Origin of the sequence: Motiliproteus sp. (assembly GCF_965230735.1) — a bacterium.
Lineage (GTDB): Bacteria > Pseudomonadota > Gammaproteobacteria > Pseudomonadales > Balneatricaceae > Motiliproteus.
This window is the reverse complement of sequence record NZ_OZ246016.1, coordinates 171,840-187,705: the sequence shown is the minus strand read 5'-3', so window position 1 is coordinate 187,705 and position 15,866 is coordinate 171,840. Positions and strand designations below refer to the sequence as shown.

The 15,866-nt window shown below is 56.8% G+C and carries 15 protein-coding genes; 4 read left to right on the top strand and 11 right to left on the bottom strand.

From position 1 onward, the window contains the following. Positions 1-32 precede the first annotated feature (32 nt). The 10 genes from ACO05M_RS00875 to ACO05M_RS00830 form a co-directional block, all read right to left on the bottom strand. Positions 33-383 carry a hypothetical protein gene (locus ACO05M_RS00875; protein ID WP_421866768.1) on the bottom strand — a complete coding sequence of 117 codons (351 nt, stop codon included), beginning with the start codon at positions 381-383 and terminating at the stop codon, positions 33-35. Positions 384-385: 2 nt separating this feature from the next. Next, positions 386-808, bottom strand: a complete 423-nt coding sequence (fliS, locus tag ACO05M_RS00870; RefSeq protein ID WP_421866766.1) for a flagellar export chaperone FliS — start codon at positions 806-808, stop codon at positions 386-388. 14 nt (positions 809-822) lie between these two features. Next, positions 823-2,265, bottom strand: a complete 1,443-nt coding sequence (gene fliD / locus ACO05M_RS00865) for a flagellar filament capping protein FliD (RefSeq protein ID WP_421866764.1) — start codon at positions 2,263-2,265, stop codon at positions 823-825. Positions 2,266-2,303: 38 nt separating this feature from the next. Beyond that, positions 2,304-2,693: a flagellar protein FlaG gene (locus ACO05M_RS00860; protein ID WP_421866762.1), complete on the bottom strand. Its 390-nt coding sequence runs from the start codon at positions 2,691-2,693 to the stop codon at positions 2,304-2,306. Positions 2,694-2,760: 67 nt separating this feature from the next. Continuing rightward, on the bottom strand, positions 2,761-4,209 hold the full coding sequence (locus tag ACO05M_RS00855) for a flagellin (RefSeq protein ID WP_421866760.1): 1,449 nt from the start codon (positions 4,207-4,209) through the stop codon (positions 2,761-2,763). A 337-nt stretch (positions 4,210-4,546) separates the two neighbouring features. Beyond that, positions 4,547-6,574 (bottom strand): 6-hydroxymethylpterin diphosphokinase MptE-like protein, encoded by a 2,028-nt coding sequence (locus ACO05M_RS00850; protein WP_421866758.1) that lies wholly within the window; start codon positions 6,572-6,574, stop codon positions 4,547-4,549. Between the two features lie 54 nt (positions 6,575-6,628). Beyond that, positions 6,629-7,327, bottom strand: a complete 699-nt coding sequence (locus ACO05M_RS00845; protein WP_421866756.1) for a cytidylyltransferase domain-containing protein — start codon at positions 7,325-7,327, stop codon at positions 6,629-6,631. Then, positions 7,320-7,811 carry a KdsC family phosphatase gene (locus ACO05M_RS00840; RefSeq protein WP_421866754.1) on the bottom strand — a complete coding sequence of 164 codons (492 nt, stop codon included), beginning with the start codon at positions 7,809-7,811 and terminating at the stop codon, positions 7,320-7,322. Before ACO05M_RS00840 ends, ACO05M_RS00845 begins: the two co-directional genes overlap by 8 nt. A 16-nt stretch (positions 7,812-7,827) precedes the next feature. Next, positions 7,828-8,970, bottom strand: a complete 1,143-nt coding sequence (locus ACO05M_RS00835; protein WP_421866752.1) for a polysaccharide pyruvyl transferase family protein — start codon at positions 8,968-8,970, stop codon at positions 7,828-7,830. Between the two features lie 23 nt (positions 8,971-8,993). Continuing rightward, complete coding sequence (locus ACO05M_RS00830) at positions 8,994-9,848, bottom strand: N-acetylneuraminate synthase family protein (RefSeq protein ID WP_421866751.1); 855 nt, start codon at positions 9,846-9,848, stop codon at positions 8,994-8,996. A gap of 266 nt (positions 9,849-10,114) precedes the next feature. Between ACO05M_RS00830 and ACO05M_RS00825 the strand changes: the two genes are divergently transcribed. From ACO05M_RS00825 to ACO05M_RS00810, 4 genes are all read left to right on the top strand, one after another. Next, entirely contained in the window at positions 10,115-10,999 is an 885-nt protein-coding gene (locus ACO05M_RS00825) for a class I SAM-dependent methyltransferase (protein ID WP_421866749.1), read from the top strand. A gap of 81 nt (positions 11,000-11,080) precedes the next feature. After that, a complete protein-coding gene (locus tag ACO05M_RS00820; RefSeq protein WP_421866747.1) occupies positions 11,081-12,532 on the top strand; it encodes a sigma-54 dependent transcriptional regulator in 1,452 nt (483 codons plus the stop codon). Between the two features lie 29 nt (positions 12,533-12,561). Next, positions 12,562-13,809 carry a sensor histidine kinase gene (locus ACO05M_RS00815; protein ID WP_421866745.1) on the top strand — a complete coding sequence of 416 codons (1,248 nt, stop codon included), beginning with the start codon at positions 12,562-12,564 and terminating at the stop codon, positions 13,807-13,809. Then, entirely contained in the window at positions 13,802-15,184 is a 1,383-nt protein-coding gene (locus tag ACO05M_RS00810) for a sigma-54-dependent transcriptional regulator (protein ID WP_421866743.1), read from the top strand. The genes ACO05M_RS00815 and ACO05M_RS00810 overlap by 8 nt, the downstream gene beginning before the upstream one ends. A 4-nt stretch (positions 15,185-15,188) precedes the next feature. On the opposite strand, the gene ACO05M_RS00805 is transcribed toward ACO05M_RS00810, so the two are convergent. Further along, entirely contained in the window at positions 15,189-15,659 is a 471-nt protein-coding gene (locus ACO05M_RS00805; RefSeq protein WP_421866742.1) for a hypothetical protein, read from the bottom strand. Positions 15,660-15,866 lie beyond the last annotated feature (207 nt).

The window sequence follows — 15,866 nt, the reverse complement described above, 5'->3', positions numbered from 1 at the left end:
TTCAGCAAGAGGTGGGCTCTGTATCGCTATGCTTAGCGGCTCTGTTGAGAGATATTCTGATAGGCTTTGACGCCGCTTTGGCCGATGCGGAATGTCTTGATAGCTTGGGAGATAGCACGACGTTGCTGTACTGCAAGATGGTTAATTTGGTCATCCTGCTGCCACAGCAGCGATAGCTTGCTGGTGAGCTGGGTTGGTAGAACCAATCCTTGGAGTTGCTCGAGAGGTAGTGATAGGACCTGTCGCTGCCGGCGCTCGAGCACCGGCAGTAGTTCTGGCTCGGTTTTTACGGCTTCCAACGCTTCGATCAGTTCCTGACCGAGAGCTAGCGCCTGATCGACCTCTGCGATTAGGGCGTTAAGATCGATCTTTGCGGTGCTCATTGCTAGCTGCTTGCTTCGCTATCGGATAGCCCTGTGGTTTGATGGTGCTCAACCGGAATTGCATCCCAGCCGCTCTTGATCTCAACCAACAGATTGATGATCTGGTCCAGCTTCTCGATTGATGACTCGCTGTTGGCCTGCATCAGCCCCTGAGCAATGTGGTCGTAGAGATAATCCAGATTACCGGCGACTTCGCCGCCTTTTTCCGGATCCAGAGTCGCCTGCAGGCCGCCGACGATGGTGATCGCTTTGCTGATCTCTTCGCCCTGCTGAGCCAGCTCTTTACGCTCCATATGGCCCTTGGCAATGGCGATGCGGGTCAGTGCACCCTCGAGCAACATCTGAACCATACGGTGCGGGGTGGCCTGGTCAACACCGCTCTTCACGCCGACTTTGTTGTATTCGTTGATCGCTTTAATGCTCATGAATTGGCCTTAGCTTAGTTGGAATCGTTGGATTGACGGACAACACCGGGTAGCGATTGGAGTGAACTGGTCAACCACTCGCCGGTTGAATTCAGTTGTGAGACCAGCTGGCTCATGGCGTTGAACTGGGCCAGCAGCCGTGCCTCGAGTTTCTCCGCACGTAATGCTACCGCTTCACGTTCATCGGTGAGGTCACTGATGCGGCTATTGATCGAATCGGTACGTTGATCAAAGGTTCCGCCTGAGTTGAGGTAGTTATCGAGGGTGGTATCGAGTCGATTAGCGATACCATCTGAACTACTAAACAGTGCCACAATACCGTCATAGTCGTTTTCGATAGCATCGTTCAGGGCCTCAGTGTCGATAGACAGCTTACCCTCGTTGTCGCTGACGATACCCATGGATGCCAGCGCTTCGATATTACCGACGCTGGTAGAAACCTTTCCGGTCATACCGGCACGTACCTGGGTGCTCAGCGTTCGCAGCAATGAGTCGGCAAACAGCGGAGTCGACTGGGTGGTTTCGGCATCGTATTGCGATTGGTCAGAAAACTGCTGCTGCAAGGTATTGTAGGCGGTGACGAAACTTTCAATTTGCTGGCGGATGCTGGTGGTGCTAGCGCTGACATTCAAGTCGATAGTCTCGCCGACATTGGTCTTCAGTGCCGTGATGCTTAGGCCTTCGATGGCGTTTTCGAAGGTGTTACTGCTGCCAGTGACGGTTTGTCCGTCGATCTCGATAATCGCGTCTTTGGCATAGTTGACGTCGTTGGTGTCGACCAGGTTGGTTACATTGACGCCGCTGAAATTGCTTGAAACCTCAAAGGCATTTTCAAGACCGGTGTCATCGGAGGTCAGTACCAACTGAGCACCGGCATCGGTATTGATAATCGCTGCCGTGACGCCAGGGTTGTCTTCAGCATCGTTGATCGCATCACGCAGTTCGGCCAGAGTAACGGTGCCGTCTGTATCGGCATCGGCGGTGGAAAAATCAATGCTGAAGCTCTCGCCATCACCCGCATCGCCACCATCGCTTGGCGCCAGCTTGTCGGCACCGAACGTGGTCAGGGTAAAGGTGCCGGTGCCGATATCATCGGCATCGGCAACTGCATCGGAGATCAGCTTGTGGGAGTTGGCCAGTTGGCTGACTTCCAGCTTGTAGCTACCGGTACTAGGCTGTTGGCCCGACATGACACTGGCGGTTGCAATGGTCAGGTCGGAGCTGGAAACCGTACGGGCATTAAAACTGTCGGCGTCCTTCAGACCAGAAAGCGAAGACTGAAAGTCTGATAGTGCCGATTGCAGCAGGCCAATTGCGGAAAGCTCGGATTGATAGGTCGCTTCACGGCGATCGATGTTGCTGGTTTTAGGGACAATTTCCGCATTAACCAGCGCCGTAACAATTGCGCTGACGTCCAGGGTCGAACCGAATCCCGGTGATGAAATAGTACCTGCCATAACGACCTCCTAAAGCTTCAAGTCGTTATTTTAACGGCCTAAGCCTTATCCTTAAATAACAGGTTGTTCATATCCTGTATGTGTTGACTGAGGGCAAGAAATTCCTCAGAGGGTATTTTACGCACCAAATCACCGCTCTCTTTCTCAGTGACAGTGATGACAGTATGCCCCGTGGGGTCGTCAACGCTGAAGTTGAGATTGCGGCTAATCTGAGATGCAAACGCATTAATCTCTTCGACCAAGCGTTCCATGCTCTCCAGTCGGGCCTGCTGGGTCTCTTGGGCCTGCTCGACGCGACGCTGTTGTGCTTCGACCGCGGTTGCTGTGTCTACAGCGGCGGTTTGGGATTGAGCTTCGGGAGAACTTACTGGGGTAGAACGGGACGAAGGGCTCAGATTCGTACTGGAAATGGAAATCTCAGAACTCATGATGAACCTCCGTTAGTGGGAGAGCCAAAGGCCGGCTGCGCCGGCCTTTGGTGTACTGCGGTTAGGCTTATTGTAGCAGCGACAGTACTGACTGCGGCAGCTGGTTAGCCTGGGCCAACATCGCGGTACCGGCCTGTTGCAGGATCTGGTTCCGAGTCAGCTCGGCAGTTTCTGCGGCGTAGTCGGCATCCTGAATCCGTGAACGGGCAGCGGATACGTTTTCGGTGATGTTAGACAGGTTGGCGATGGTGCTGTCCAGACGGTTCTGGATCGCACCCAGGTTAGCTCGCTCGCCGTCAACTCGTGCCAGTGCGGCATCAACGATCGCCAGGGCGTTCTCGGCACCGGCTACGGTGCTGATGTCGATGGACGATACGCCGGAGTTAGCGGTGACGGTCGCTGCAGTGGTACCTGCAGTCAGGCCGGCGGCGGTCAGACCAGCAGTAGTACCGGAGATGGTGATACCGTTGGAAGAAGTAGACGCCAGATCGACAGAAGAGCGGGTGGTCGCAGTGGACGAACCGGCACCGGCCAGGGAGCTGGCGACGATGTCGATGTTGCGGCCATCGGTAGCTGTCAGTGTGTACGCACCGGTAGACGCGGTGGTGACGCTGGCAGTTACGCCAGTCTGGTCGCTGACGGAGTTAACTGCAGCCGCGTAGGCGTTAGCGTTTTGAGCCAGAACCGCAGCAGTAGTACCGGCGGCGACGTTAACGCTGACCTGAACACCGTTGATGGTTTCGGTGATGGTACCGGCGGCAGTCGCAGTAACCGCGTTGCTGCTGACGGTAGTGGCGTTAACGGTCGCGGTAACACCTGTGTCACCAGAGATGGCGTTGATGGCATTGGCAACAGCGATACCGGAAGCGGTACCACCGGTGCTGGATACACCATCGGAAACCGGCGCAGCAACCTGGAAGCCGTTAATCTGTACTTCGCCGCTGACCAGTGCAGTTGCACCTACGGCTGAGCCGGTAACGGAGGCGGAGTAGCTGGAGGATGAACCGACACCCAGGGCGCTGGCTTTGATGCTGGCGATGGAGAAGGAGATAGTCTCGCCTTTGTTACCACCGATCTGGAACGCTTGGCTGGAGAAGGAACCGTCGATAACCTTAACACCGTTAAAGGTAGTGGTGTTGGCGGCACGGTCGATCTCAGCAACCAACTGGGTCACTTCCGCGTTCAGTGCTTGACGGTCAGTGGAGGAGTTAGAGGCGTTGGCCGCCTGAACTGCCAGCTCACGAATCCGCTGCAGGTTGTTGGTGGTTTCCTGCATCGCACCTTCAGCCACCTGGGCTACGGAGATACCGTCGTTGGCGTTACGAACCGCTTGGTTCAGGCCACGGATCTGGGTGGTGAAACGGTTAGAGATCGCAAGACCCGCAGCATCGTCTTTGGCGCTGTTGATGCGCAGACCGGAGGACAGGCGTTGCAGTGAAGTTTGCAGGGCTCCCTGTGACTTACCCAGGTTGCGCTGAGCGTTCAGAGAAGCAACGTTTGTGTTAATTACTGCCATTTTAAGCTCCTTTGCCGCTTCTTTGTGGGAGGGTCCCGCGGCGCTCTATGGTAATTCTGTTAACTCGATGGGGCGCTGAGCCCAAGCATCCGTTGTATTTCTTAACGGCGGGCTAAGAGGGAGCTTTAGGGTTTTTTTGTAATTTTTTTGACGCAAGTGTAACTGGTTGAATAGAAAGCTTTATTTGCTCTAAAACGGCTGTTTAATAGACAGGCGTTTCGAACTGGCAATGGATGAAAAACGTACTGGTGGATTTTTGGCGTGAAGATAACAGGGAGTTCGTCAAAAAACAGACACCATCGTGCAGCCTTCTCATCTTGAATTTTGACGGGCGGGGCTAGAAGCCCCGCACCCGATCATCCAGCTCGAGGAAGTTGTCGTCCAGGCTTTCAAGGCTGTGCTGTAGAAATTCGCGATACAGTGACACGGCTTGGTTAAAGCGAGTGACGGCGCCATGCTCGTTGGCTGAGTATCTCAGGATCTGCATTAATAGCGTTGCGAAGTACTGTACGCTGCCGTGCAGCAGTAGGTAGTTCAAAGAGTGAGGCTCTGTCGTGTTGAGAAGCAGGTGCTGCTGGCTGAGTTGATCTTCGGCTTGTTCGATCGATTCAGTCGGCTGGGAAAAGATCGTCAAGGCGCCCTGCAGGAACAACTGGCTGTCGTTTAGCAGTGTTAGCAGCTCGTCCCTGGCGGGTAGCTCGTCTTTCTTTACTGGGGTGAAGTTGCGACGCAGATTTTTGAGTAGACTTTTCTTGTCTAGCGCCTTATTAAGCTTGACCTGCTCCGGTCGAGTTGGCTCGGCACCTTGAATACGAACGCCGTCGCTCAGATTAAAGTATTGGCTGCTTGGGGTATCGGCGATCAGCCGTTCGGCATAGACCCGACTGGTAAGCCAGGCGCTGTTGGTTCGAACTTTATCTCGGAAGTTACCCGGCACCTGCTTGCTGGTGTCGTCATCGACTTGGGTCAGCTGCTTAAAATGACGTTGAAAGTTGGCGCCTTCAGGGTCGAACAGCTTGCCGGCAGAGGCGTGGTGTTGGTCGTCGGCACCGTAGCCTAAATCCAGTCCGACCATATAGATGTTGCGGAAGCCCAGTAGTGATGCGAACGAGAGGCCCGCGTTTCCGACCGTCGGGTTGCAGTAGTTCGGCACGATGATCTGCTCGTCAGGCTGGCGAAGGTAGTCGTGATAGAAGGTGGTACCCAGATCCTGCGGCTTAAAGAACAGCGCCCTGTGCTCGAACTGTTTAATTGTCTCGCTATGAACGGTGTTGAGCGACAGGATGGTGATCCCTTTACGCTGCTCGGCCGTGGTTAGCTTCTTGACCCATTCTGAGGTGCTCTTGAGGCGCTCGCTCTCGAAGTGAAGGTCAGGTTTGATGCCCATATTGAGCAGACTCTCCAGCGCGGTACCGCAAGAGCAGATAATCGCCTTGCTTTGATTCTCAAGCAGGAACTCGCGGGCCGAGTCCAATGATGGGCCGTTGGCTGCCACGATCACCGGGGCTTTGCGTAGTTTGTGGTAGCTGGGTAGATCCGGTTGGAAGCGAGGAACGCCCATCGCCAGATTATTATAGGTGTGGGCCAGACCGATGCCTTCGTCTTCGAAGAAGCCGAGACGACCCAGGACGATCCGCATATCCTCGACGATCTTGATGACCAGCTGGCTTAACTGTGGTGAGGTTAAATGCTGGAACACCAGCGGGCAGGCGGTGTGGTAGATACCCACGCCACGAGTAAACTGGCGAACATGCTCCATGGTGTTGTCGTCGGATTCGCCGACGATCAAGCAGAAGTCCCGATCTTCGTGGCTGAAATGCTGGTAGATCGCCTGCCAATCAACAGCAGCCAGCGACGCATAGAAGAAATCATCCGAGGGTTCGATGACGCAAAGGTAGCGAATATCGAGTCGTGCCAGGAGTTCTTCGATTTGATAACCCAACCCCAGCCCCTGCATCAGCAGAAAGGATTCTTGCTGGCGAATGCCCGGGGCGGTTTCTTGCCGTGCTTCATCGATCATTTCGATGATTCGGTTGGATTGGTAGATGTGGGTTTTCGGTTTCCACAGCTGTTCGGAGACCTTGGCAACTTTGACCTCCATTCGCATCGGTTGGTCCAGAAACTCTTCAACGCACCGGCGACTGAAAAGTTGTGGGTTTTCCGGATAGACGCGGCCGCCGTTGTTGATGTCGACCAGATGCAGGCAGTTCTCGTCGGGGCTGTACTCGAGTCGAGTCGTGGTCGGCTGGTAGTTGATGTATTTCTCGTAGATCGCCGGGGCGAACTGCTGGAAGAAGGCAAGGTTGTTGGCGAACTGCTGCTGGATCTGCTGAACCGGGTCGGTCGATGGGGTTTGGTCGCTCATAGTTTCTCTTCGTTGCCCCTTACGGGTCTCGGTTCGGCGTTAAGTGTTTAATGATTAGCTGAATAATTCCGGATGTTGGATTAAAACCCGCGCCAAAGCCAGTTCGTCAGGGGTGTTGATGTCGAGTGAATGATGGCCATTCATCAACAGCGGGCGGGCGTCCGGACTGTGGAACGTTTGATCCTTGAGCAGTTTTTCGCAAGAGGCTGCGAAGAAGGCGCCGTTGACCCGATACAGCGTGTCACCATCCTGGCGCTGCAACTGCAGGTTCGGAAATTCACCAATAGGTTCGAGCCGATCCTCCCGTACCCAGCGTAAGCTGATAATCGGCACGCGGGCTTCGGTGATGCCGATGACGCTATGTTCGGGGTCTTCTGCCAGTCGTTGCATGCCTCGATCGATATCCTGGCTGCTGCGAAGAGGGCTGGTGGGCAGCAGCATGGCGCAGTGCTCGGGCAACGCATGCTCGTTTTGCTGCAGCCAATTCAGCACGTTTAGTACCGCGTGGATCGAGTGAACTTCGTCGGCCGCCAGTGCCGCCGGACGCAGGTAGGGCACTTCGGCGCCGCAGGCTCGGGCCACATCGGCAATCTGCTCGCAATCGGTCGAGACGATGACTCGATCGACCTGCTGTGCCTCAAGGGCGGCTTCCACGGTCCACTGTAATAACGGCTTGCCGCCCAGGTCGATGATGTTCTTACCGGGGATCCCTTTGGATCCACCACGGGCCGGAATGATCGCGACGTTAGCCATGATTGATTCCGTTGCGTAGCAGCAGGTCGGCCAGTTCGCGCACGGCACCGAAACCACCGCGCTGACTCAAGATCAGGTCGGCGCGGCTTAGCACCTCCGGATGAGCATCGGCGACAGTGACGCTGACACCGGCAACGGCCATGCATTCCAGATCGTTAATATCGTTACCCATAAAGATGGCTTGCTCGACCGCAACGTTGATATCGTCCAGCCAGTCCAAAAATACCTGGCGCTTGTTTTCGATGCCGGAGTTGTGCGGCAACTGCAGCTTTTGGCAGCGGGCCGCGACTACCGGGTTGGTCTCTAAGGAGATAACCGTCATCGGTAGTCCGGCTTGGCGCAGGCGTGAAATACCGAGTCCATCACCGCGGTGGCACCAGACCGACTCGACACCGTTCTGATCAACGAGCACCCGGTTGTCGGTAAAAACACCGTCGAAGTCGAAGCCGATAGCGGCGATTGGCTGGTTGAGAAGTTTCAGCATGGTTGGTTGATACCGCCTATTTCAGGTAGCTCAATGCCCGGCGAACGAAGTCGTCCGTGGTGGTTTGGAACTCAGCAAGTTTAGACGTCATCTGTGCTTTAACCGTTTCTCGGTTGTCCAGGCTGGCGCGAATCGTCCGATACATCTGTTCGCTGTGATCACCCAGTCCGAGCTGGTTCGTGTCGATCATGTAATCACTCAAACCGCACTCTTCGAGGAAGAAACGGTTCTTGTTATGGCTGCCGAAACCGACGATCGGGGTGTTCATCCCGAACGGGATAATGTTGGCGTGGCCACGCATGCCGATTACACAGTCCATCTGGCGGTAGAGGTCGGCCAGAAAACCTGACTGGGTATAGGAGGGCGGATAGATATGGCCAGCCACCTGTTCCAGATTGACGATTCGATCCCCGAGCCGCTCTTTGAACAGCGGATAGACTTCGGAGTCGATGTTTTCCTGCAGATGAGGTACGAAGACCACGCGACCGTTTTCGCTCTGGTCGAGCACCTTGCTCAATGCATCGGACAGTGAATTGATCGCCGCACTGCGATGCGCTTCCCAGGGCTCTGGGAAACGGTAGAACGGACGATCTCCGGCCCAGTTGAGGCCAATCAGAAGGTCGTGACCCTCCAGCTCCGGTAAATGCAATGGGCTGGGAACCGTAAACATACCGGGATCCGGTATCACTTCGATCTGCTCCGGATCCAGTCCCAGCCGGGTCAGGGCTTGGCGTGATCCTTGATTTCGGACCGAGAAAATCTTGGCACGCTGCTGAACGCGGCGGAGGTTTTCCGGCATTTGCGGCTTAAAGCCACGATCGTCGTAAAAGAACTGGTTGAAACCGATGGCATAGACAACAATCGGCACCTCGATTTTATCGATGTCTTCGGTGCGGATGTTGAATTGCCAGCCCGAGTGGCTGTCATCCTCGGGGCGGTGGAATACCATGCCGCCGCCGCCCAGCAACAGCATGTCGCCTTGGCGGTTGATCATGTCGATCAAATCCGGGTGGATCCAGGTTTGCTGGCAATGGATGGGGACAAACTCCAGCGCGTGTTCGCTGTGTCGATTGAACTGCGACATGACCCCGTTTTGTAGCGCCAGGTCACCGTAGTTGCGGCTCCAGCCGCCGACATGGAATATCTTTTTCAACTTCATTCTACAGTGCTCGGTCGACGGATTCAGATCGTGGATTTGCGGCGCAGTTTCTCGGCAATCGGACGCTCGGTATCGAGCAGCTCGATAATGCCGTCCCCCTGGGCAACCTTGAAGTCACGAATATCTCGTACCAGTCGCCGCAGGCCCTGGGGTTCCAGCGATGCTGCATGGTCTGATCCCCACATGGTGCGTTTGAGGGTGATGTGCCGTTCAACCGATTCAGCGCCGAGGGCGACGGCGATTACCGAGGGTGTGACACCCGGCTCATGGCCGGAGTAGCCAATCGGGATACCGGGGAAGGCTTGCTTCAAGGTCTGAATGCCGGACAGGTTCAGCTCGTGCATTTCAGACGGATAGGTCGAGGTGCAGTGGTACAGCATGGCGATTTCACCACCGGCGTTATCGATGGTAGAAACGATCTTTTTGATCATGGCCAGGTCGCACATACCGGTGGACACCAATAAAGGGCGACCGGTGCGGCTGCAGTACTCCAGCAGGCCTTTATCGGTGGCGCTGGCGGAAGCCACTTTGATATAAGGCGTATCGAACTCCATCAGGAAATCAACGGACTGCTCGTCCCAAGGCGAACCAAACCAGTCGATCTGCAGTTCTTTGCAGTACCGATCGATCTCTTGGTATTGCTCCAGGCTCAACTCGAGGCCGTACTTGAGGGCTCCGTTGGTGGTTCCAAACGGTGACTCACGGTAGCGCTCCAGCTCTTCGGCGGTATATACCACGTCGACGGTGCGTTTCTGGAATTTTACCGCGTCGCAGCCGACATCCTTGGCCAGTTCAATCAATTGCTTGGCGATATCCAGATCACCATTATGATTGATGCCGATCTCAGCAACGATATAACAGGAGTCTTGCTTAATCATGAGGGGTCTCAACTGCAGGCGGTGACGGGTGATCCCGATCCGCAAAATTGATGCTTGACGTATTGCCCGGTCCCTAAGCTATCGGCCATCCCATTAAAAACTTGCAGCGATGATTCGATCTTTTCGATTTTGAGACCGGTACCGGTTGGCGGGGAATGTATCATGCCGAAATGCCCATCGCTATGACGCTACTCATCGGACGGTTTTTTTGACACTATCGCAGCCCAATACTGGGCTTATCCTGCATTGCTTCATTGGAAATTCTGATGTCTACACGAATTGCTGACACCTTGATCGATCTTGGTCTGGCAACGGACCAATCGATACAACCCTACTTCTCCCGGGTCCGCGATCGGGAGGATATAGCCGTGCTGCGTTGTGAGCGCAGTGGGGCCTTTGTGTTGTCTCGGGATGATCATATGGATATGTCCCATTACGAACACAAAACGGCCAGCGGTTGGGGGCGGTTGGAGCGACAGCAGGCGCTAGAGCAATCCCAGCGGGATACGGATCGACGGGCAGAACGTTTCGGATCGATGATCAGTTCGCGGCGTTGGTTGGATGTCGGAACCGGGTCGGGGGGAATTCTCGATGCGTTGGCGCCGTTAGCGGCTGAAGCGTCATCCGTCGAACCGCAGCAGGGTAAGCGCGAATTGCTCCAGCAGCTTGGCTACAAGGTCTACGCCGATACCGAGCAGATACAGCGGCAGGATTTTGAAGTGGTGACACTGTTCCATGTGTTTGAGCATCTTACTGATCCTATCGGTACCCTGAAACAGCTTCGCCAGCGGATGCAGGCCGGTGGTCAGTTGGTGATTGAGGTGCCCCATGCCGGTGACCTGCTGCTGAGTCGGTTGGAACTGGAAACCTTCAAGGCCTTCACCTTTTGGAGCGAGCACTTGATTCTTCATAGCCGCCAGACGCTGGTCGCGTTTGTGGAAGCGGCTGGTTTCAGGGTAGCCAGCATAGAGGGCTGTCAGCGCTATCCCTTGGCCAACCACTTACACTGGCTGGCGCAGGGGAAACCGGGCGGGCATCAATATTGGCCAGACCTGAGTGATCCCGAGCTGGATAGGGCCTACGAGAAGCGGCTTGAGCAGATTGATTGCACCGATACGCTGATCTTGATCGCCGAGGCGCCAAAAAACTGACCCAAAGTAATCGAATCGAATTGACAAATCTTTGACGCTTTTCAATACTTCAGGTGTCAAAAAAAATGTTAGTCCGATGCCATGAGTTATTCTCTCTCCCTGTTGCTGATCGATGACAACCTCGAGCGTTCCCGGATGCTTCAGGCGTTGTTGGAATATTCGGATATCGATTGCCGTTCGGTGGATTTCGCCGGCTGGAATCAACAGCCGGGGGTGTTGGAGCCCGGTATGACGGCGGTAGTACTCGGTGACTGCCGCCAGGAAGTGGCATTGGAAGGGTTGCTGACCCAACTACAGGGGCGCGATCCCCATGTGCCGGTGCTGTCGATTGCCGATTGGATCGGCTCCCAGGGATTGAGTGCCCCGCTTCGGGGCATGCTGGTGGGGCAGATCGATCTGCCGCTGCAGCAGGGTCAGCTGTTGACCGCACTGCATCAGGCTCAGTTCTACCGCCAGCAGCGTGAGGCAGCCAATGGTCAGCTGCGGTTGTGGGAGGATCACTCCAAACTATATAGCCACCTGGTTGGTGGCTCGCTGCCGATGCGGCGGGTGCGGGCGATGATGGCCCAGGTGGCCGACCGTGACGTCAGCGTGCTGATCACCGGCGAGTCCGGCACCGGTAAAGAGGTGGTGGCTCGCAATCTTCATAACAGCTCCTCCCGTGCCGAAGGACCGTTCGTGCCGGTTAACTGTGGTGCGATTCCGCCGGAGCTACTCGAAAGCGAGCTGTTTGGCCACGAGAAGGGGGCCTTTACCGGCGCGGTATCTTCCCGCCAGGGGCGTTTTGAGCTGGCCGACGGCGGCACGCTGTTTCTCGACGAGATCGGCGATATGCCGCTGCCGATGCAGGTGAAACTGCTGCGGGTGCTGCAGGAGCGCTGTTTCGAACGAGTCGGCGGCAACCGTACCATCGAAGTGGATGTGCGGATTATCGCCGCCACCCATAAAGATCTCGACAGCATGATCACCGACGGAAGCTTCCGCGAAGATCTTTACTACCGCCTCAATGTATTCCCGATCGAGATGCCGGCGCTGCGCGAGCGGATGGAAGATCTGCCGGCGTTGCTGAACGAGCTGGTCAGCCGTGCCGAGAGCAGCGGCCTGGGCAAGATTCAATTCCACGACAGCGCCTTGCTGTCGTTGTCGCGCCACCAGTGGCCGGGCAATGTCCGCGAGCTGGCTAACTTGGTCGAGCGGCTGTCGATTCTGCATCCGGGAGCGGTGATCAGCGTCAACGAGCTACCGCAGAAATTCCGCTACCTCGACGACGAGGAGCTGCCCGCCCATCTGCAGCAGCCTTTGCATGCGCCGTTGATCAATGATGCCGGTATGATCGAACTGTCCACCGCCAGCAGTTACCTGCCTCCCGAAGGGCTGGACCTGAAACAGTACCTGGGTGAGCTGGAGCAGTCGCTGATCGAACAGGCGTTGACCGAAGCGGACAACGTGGTCGCCCGAGCCGCCGATCTGCTCAGTATTCGCCGTACCACACTGGTGGAGAAGATGCGCAAGTTCGGTATCGTGCGTCGCTAATGAATCTGTCTTTCTCTCGGTAGCCGCCCGTGGCCGATCCCAAGCCCAGCCTGACCCCCGAACAGCTGCTCGAACGTGAGCGTGAGCTGGCCGAGGCCTTTGCTCAGTTCAATGAGTTGTCGGATCAGCTCAGCGCTTCTTATGCCGAGTTGGAGCAGCAGGTCGAGGTGCTCAATCAGCAATTGCAACAGCAGGCCGAAGAGCGTGAGCAGGAGCTGGCCGAGAAAGAACGGATCGCGATGCGGCTGGAGAACCTGCTGCAGCTGTTGCCCGGTGGGGTGATCGTGCTGGATAACCAGGGCCGGGTCAGCGAATGCAATGCCGCCGCCGTCGAGCTGCTGGGCGAGCCGTTGCAGGGTGAGATCTGGAGTGAAATTATCCAGCGTAGTTTTGCCCCCCGGGTGGATGATGGCCATGAAGTGTCGCTCAAAAGCGGCCGCCGGGTCAGCCTGGCGACCCGTTCGCTGGAGGGCGAGCCGGGGCAGATTATTCTGCTGACCGATCAGACCGAAACCCGTGAGCTGCAGGCACGGCTGGGGCACTTTCAGCGGCTTTCCTTTATGGGCAAGATGATGGCGTCGCTGGCCCACCAGATCCGTACGCCTTTGTCGGCAGCGATGCTCTACAGTGCCCACCTGACCAAGCCCGAGCTTCGTGACGAGCAGCGGATCAAGTTTGCCAACAAGGTCCGTGGCCGGCTCAGCTCGCTGGAACAGCAGGTGCGCGACATGCTGGTGTTCGCTCGGGGCGAAACCAAGCTGACCGACCTGATCAGTACCGAGCAGCTGTTCAGCGCGATCGAAGATGCGTTGGATGTGCCGCTGACCCATGCCGATGCGGACGCCGACTGTATCAATGAGGCACCGACCTTGCTGCTGCAGTGTAACCGTGAGGCGCTGGTCGGGGCGTTGATGAATCTGGTCAACAATGCACTCCAGGCCGGTGCGCGGGAGCTGGTGGTACGTAGCCAGCCGATCGATCAGCAGTATCTGTGGCTGCAGGTCCAGGATGATGGGCCGGGGATGGATGCTCAGCAACTGGCCCAGTCGCTGGAGCCGTTCTACAGTACCAAATCCCAGGGAACCGGGCTGGGCTTGGCGGTCGCCCAAGTGGTGGCCCGAGCTCATCACGGTGATTTCGTGATCGATTCCGTGGCGGGGCAGGGAACGATCGCCGGCTTTAAACTGCCCTACAAGAATCCGGCCGCGCTGCAGACCAATGCGGCCAACGCGGCGACAACGCCGAATGTAACCGATCAGGAGTCAAACAATGAGTAAAGCCTGTGTGCTGGTGGTTGAGGATGACGCCGAGCTGCGCGAAGCGCTTTGCGACACCCTCGAACTGGCCGGTTACCGTTACCGCGAAGCCGACTCGGGTGAGGCGGCGCTGGCGCTGCTGCAGCGTGAGAGTGTCGATATGGTGGTCAGTGACGTCAATATGGGCGGCATGGATGGCCATGATCTGCTGGCCCGCATCAACCAGATGAAACCGGCGTTGCCGGTATTGCTGATCACCGCCTACGGCGCGGTGGATCGGGCGGTGGATGCGATTCGCAACGGCGCGGTGGATTACCTGCTCAAACCGTTCGAACCCGATCAGTTGCTCGATATCGTCGAGCGCCATGCCGGCGCCCGACTGGGAACCGGTGTTGCCGACGCACCGATCGCCGAATCCGAATCCGCCAAGCAGCTGTTGCAGCTGGCGCAGCGGGTGGCGGAAACCGATTCGACCGTGCTGATCATGGGCGAGAGTGGCACCGGTAAAGAGGTGCTGGCGCAGTACATACACCGGCATTCTCCTCGTGCCGAACAGCCGTTCGTGGCGATCAACTGTGCCGCGATTCCGGAGAATATGCTCGAAGCGACCCTGTTCGGCCATGAGAAGGGCGCGTTCACCGGGGCCGTGGCCAGTATGCCGGGTAAGTTCGAGCAGGCCGATGGCGGCACCCTGTTGCTGGACGAGGTCTCGGAGATGGATCTGGGGCTGCAGGCCAAGCTGCTGCGGGTGCTGCAGGAGCAGGAGGTCGAGCGGATCGGCGGTCGCAAGGTGATCAAACTGGATGTGCGGGTGCTGGCCACCACCAACCGCGATCTGGGTCAGTACGTGGCCGAAGGCAAATTCCGCGAAGACCTGTACTACCGGCTCAATATCTTCCCGCTGCGCTGGGCCTCGTTGCGCGAGCGTCCAGAAGACCTGGTGCCGTTGGCCGAGCGCCTGCTGGCCAAACATGCCGCCAAGATGAACCGGGTCGGGGTTAAGCTGGATCCGAGCGCCCATCCGGTGCTGCTGGGCCACGACTGGCCGGGCAATGTGCGTGAGCTGGAAAATGTGATGCAGCGGGCGCTGATCCTGCAGACCGGGACGACCATTCTGGCGCCCGATCTGTGTCTGAACCCGACTTCGATGCAGGCCGGTGCTTCGTTATCCTCGGCAGCGCCTGCAGTACCGACGTCAGCCGAGAGTTCGTCACCACAGCTGGGTGATGATCTGCGTCAGCACGAGTACCAGTTGATCATCGATGCGCTACGGGCTCATCGCGGCAGCCGTAAAGATGCCTCGGCCCAGCTGGGTATCAGTCCACGGACGCTGCGTTATAAGTTGGCGCAGATGCGCGATAGCGGCATTGATGTGGATACGTTGCTGAAAAGCTAACTGGTCAGTCTTGTATCAGCCGGACGTAAACCTCCAGCCAGAGCCGGACCTGTTCGTCGGCTCGGCCGGGGTCCAGCTGCAGCAGACTCTGGCACTCTTCCCGACAGGGCTCGACCTCATCCTCGACATCTTCCAGCAGTTGTCTTAGCGGTAGCAGTGGCAGGTCGTTATGGCCCTCGAGGCTCTGGTAGAGCTGATCCAGCGCCTGGCCGACCTGATCGATATCGGCACTGTAGAGCGGCTCGCTCTCCAGGTCCTGAACCAGCTCGTGCAGCACCGATTTGGCGCTGTGCCCTTCCATGAATAACTGATCCGGGTCGAGGCTCAGCAGCTGCTCCTGTTCGAGCCACTCCTGCTCGGGCTGAATCAGGGTCGATTTGATCCGTCCGTCGGCTAGACTCCAGGCGATGGCGACCGGAAATGCGTTCCAGTCAGAACTGCTCATTTCGCAAGCAATGATGATAGGTAGGTTCATGGGGTGTCCAAAAGTGTTGGTATTGCTTTGCCAATTGGTCGTAGAAAAGCCATATATAGGGGGCGCGTAGACCAATGTCTAATTAGAGGGCAAAGGGCGGTTGGGTATAAAAGTTTGATACAGATATCGAGCGATAGGGCTCGGTTGCGTACCGGCGGTTTATGCACCAACGTCAAGCCGCCAATAATAAGCAAAGTTGCCGTATTC

Coding starts and splice junctions, on each gene's coding strand:
- ACO05M_RS00860 (WP_421866762.1), bottom strand. CDS start 2,693: ATGAGTTCTGAGATTTCCATTTCCAGTACGAATCTGAGCCCTTCGTCC.
- ACO05M_RS00825 (WP_421866749.1), top strand. CDS start 10,115: ATGTCTACACGAATTGCTGACACCTTGATCGATCTTGGTCTGGCAACG.
- ACO05M_RS00855 (WP_421866760.1), bottom strand. CDS start 4,209: ATGGCAGTAATTAACACAAACGTTGCTTCTCTGAACGCTCAGCGCAAC.
- ACO05M_RS00875 (WP_421866768.1), bottom strand. CDS start 383: ATGAGCACCGCAAAGATCGATCTTAACGCCCTAATCGCAGAGGTCGAT.
- ACO05M_RS00840 (WP_421866754.1), bottom strand. CDS start 7,811: ATGCTGAAACTTCTCAACCAGCCAATCGCCGCTATCGGCTTCGACTTC.
- ACO05M_RS00845 (WP_421866756.1), bottom strand. CDS start 7,327: ATGGCTAACGTCGCGATCATTCCGGCCCGTGGTGGATCCAAAGGGATC.
- ACO05M_RS00820 (WP_421866747.1), top strand. CDS start 11,081: ATGAGTTATTCTCTCTCCCTGTTGCTGATCGATGACAACCTCGAGCGT.
- ACO05M_RS00830 (WP_421866751.1), bottom strand. CDS start 9,848: ATGATTAAGCAAGACTCCTGTTATATCGTTGCTGAGATCGGCATCAAT.
- ACO05M_RS00835 (WP_421866752.1), bottom strand. CDS start 8,970: ATGAAGTTGAAAAAGATATTCCATGTCGGCGGCTGGAGCCGCAACTAC.
- fliS (WP_421866766.1), bottom strand. CDS start 808: ATGAGCATTAAAGCGATCAACGAATACAACAAAGTCGGCGTGAAGAGC.
- fliD (WP_421866764.1), bottom strand. CDS start 2,265: ATGGCAGGTACTATTTCATCACCGGGATTCGGTTCGACCCTGGACGTC.
- ACO05M_RS00805 (WP_421866742.1), bottom strand. CDS start 15,659: ATGAACCTACCTATCATCATTGCTTGCGAAATGAGCAGTTCTGACTGG.
- ACO05M_RS00850 (WP_421866758.1), bottom strand. CDS start 6,574: ATGAGCGACCAAACCCCATCGACCGACCCGGTTCAGCAGATCCAGCAG.
- ACO05M_RS00810 (WP_421866743.1), top strand. CDS start 13,802: ATGAGTAAAGCCTGTGTGCTGGTGGTTGAGGATGACGCCGAGCTGCGC.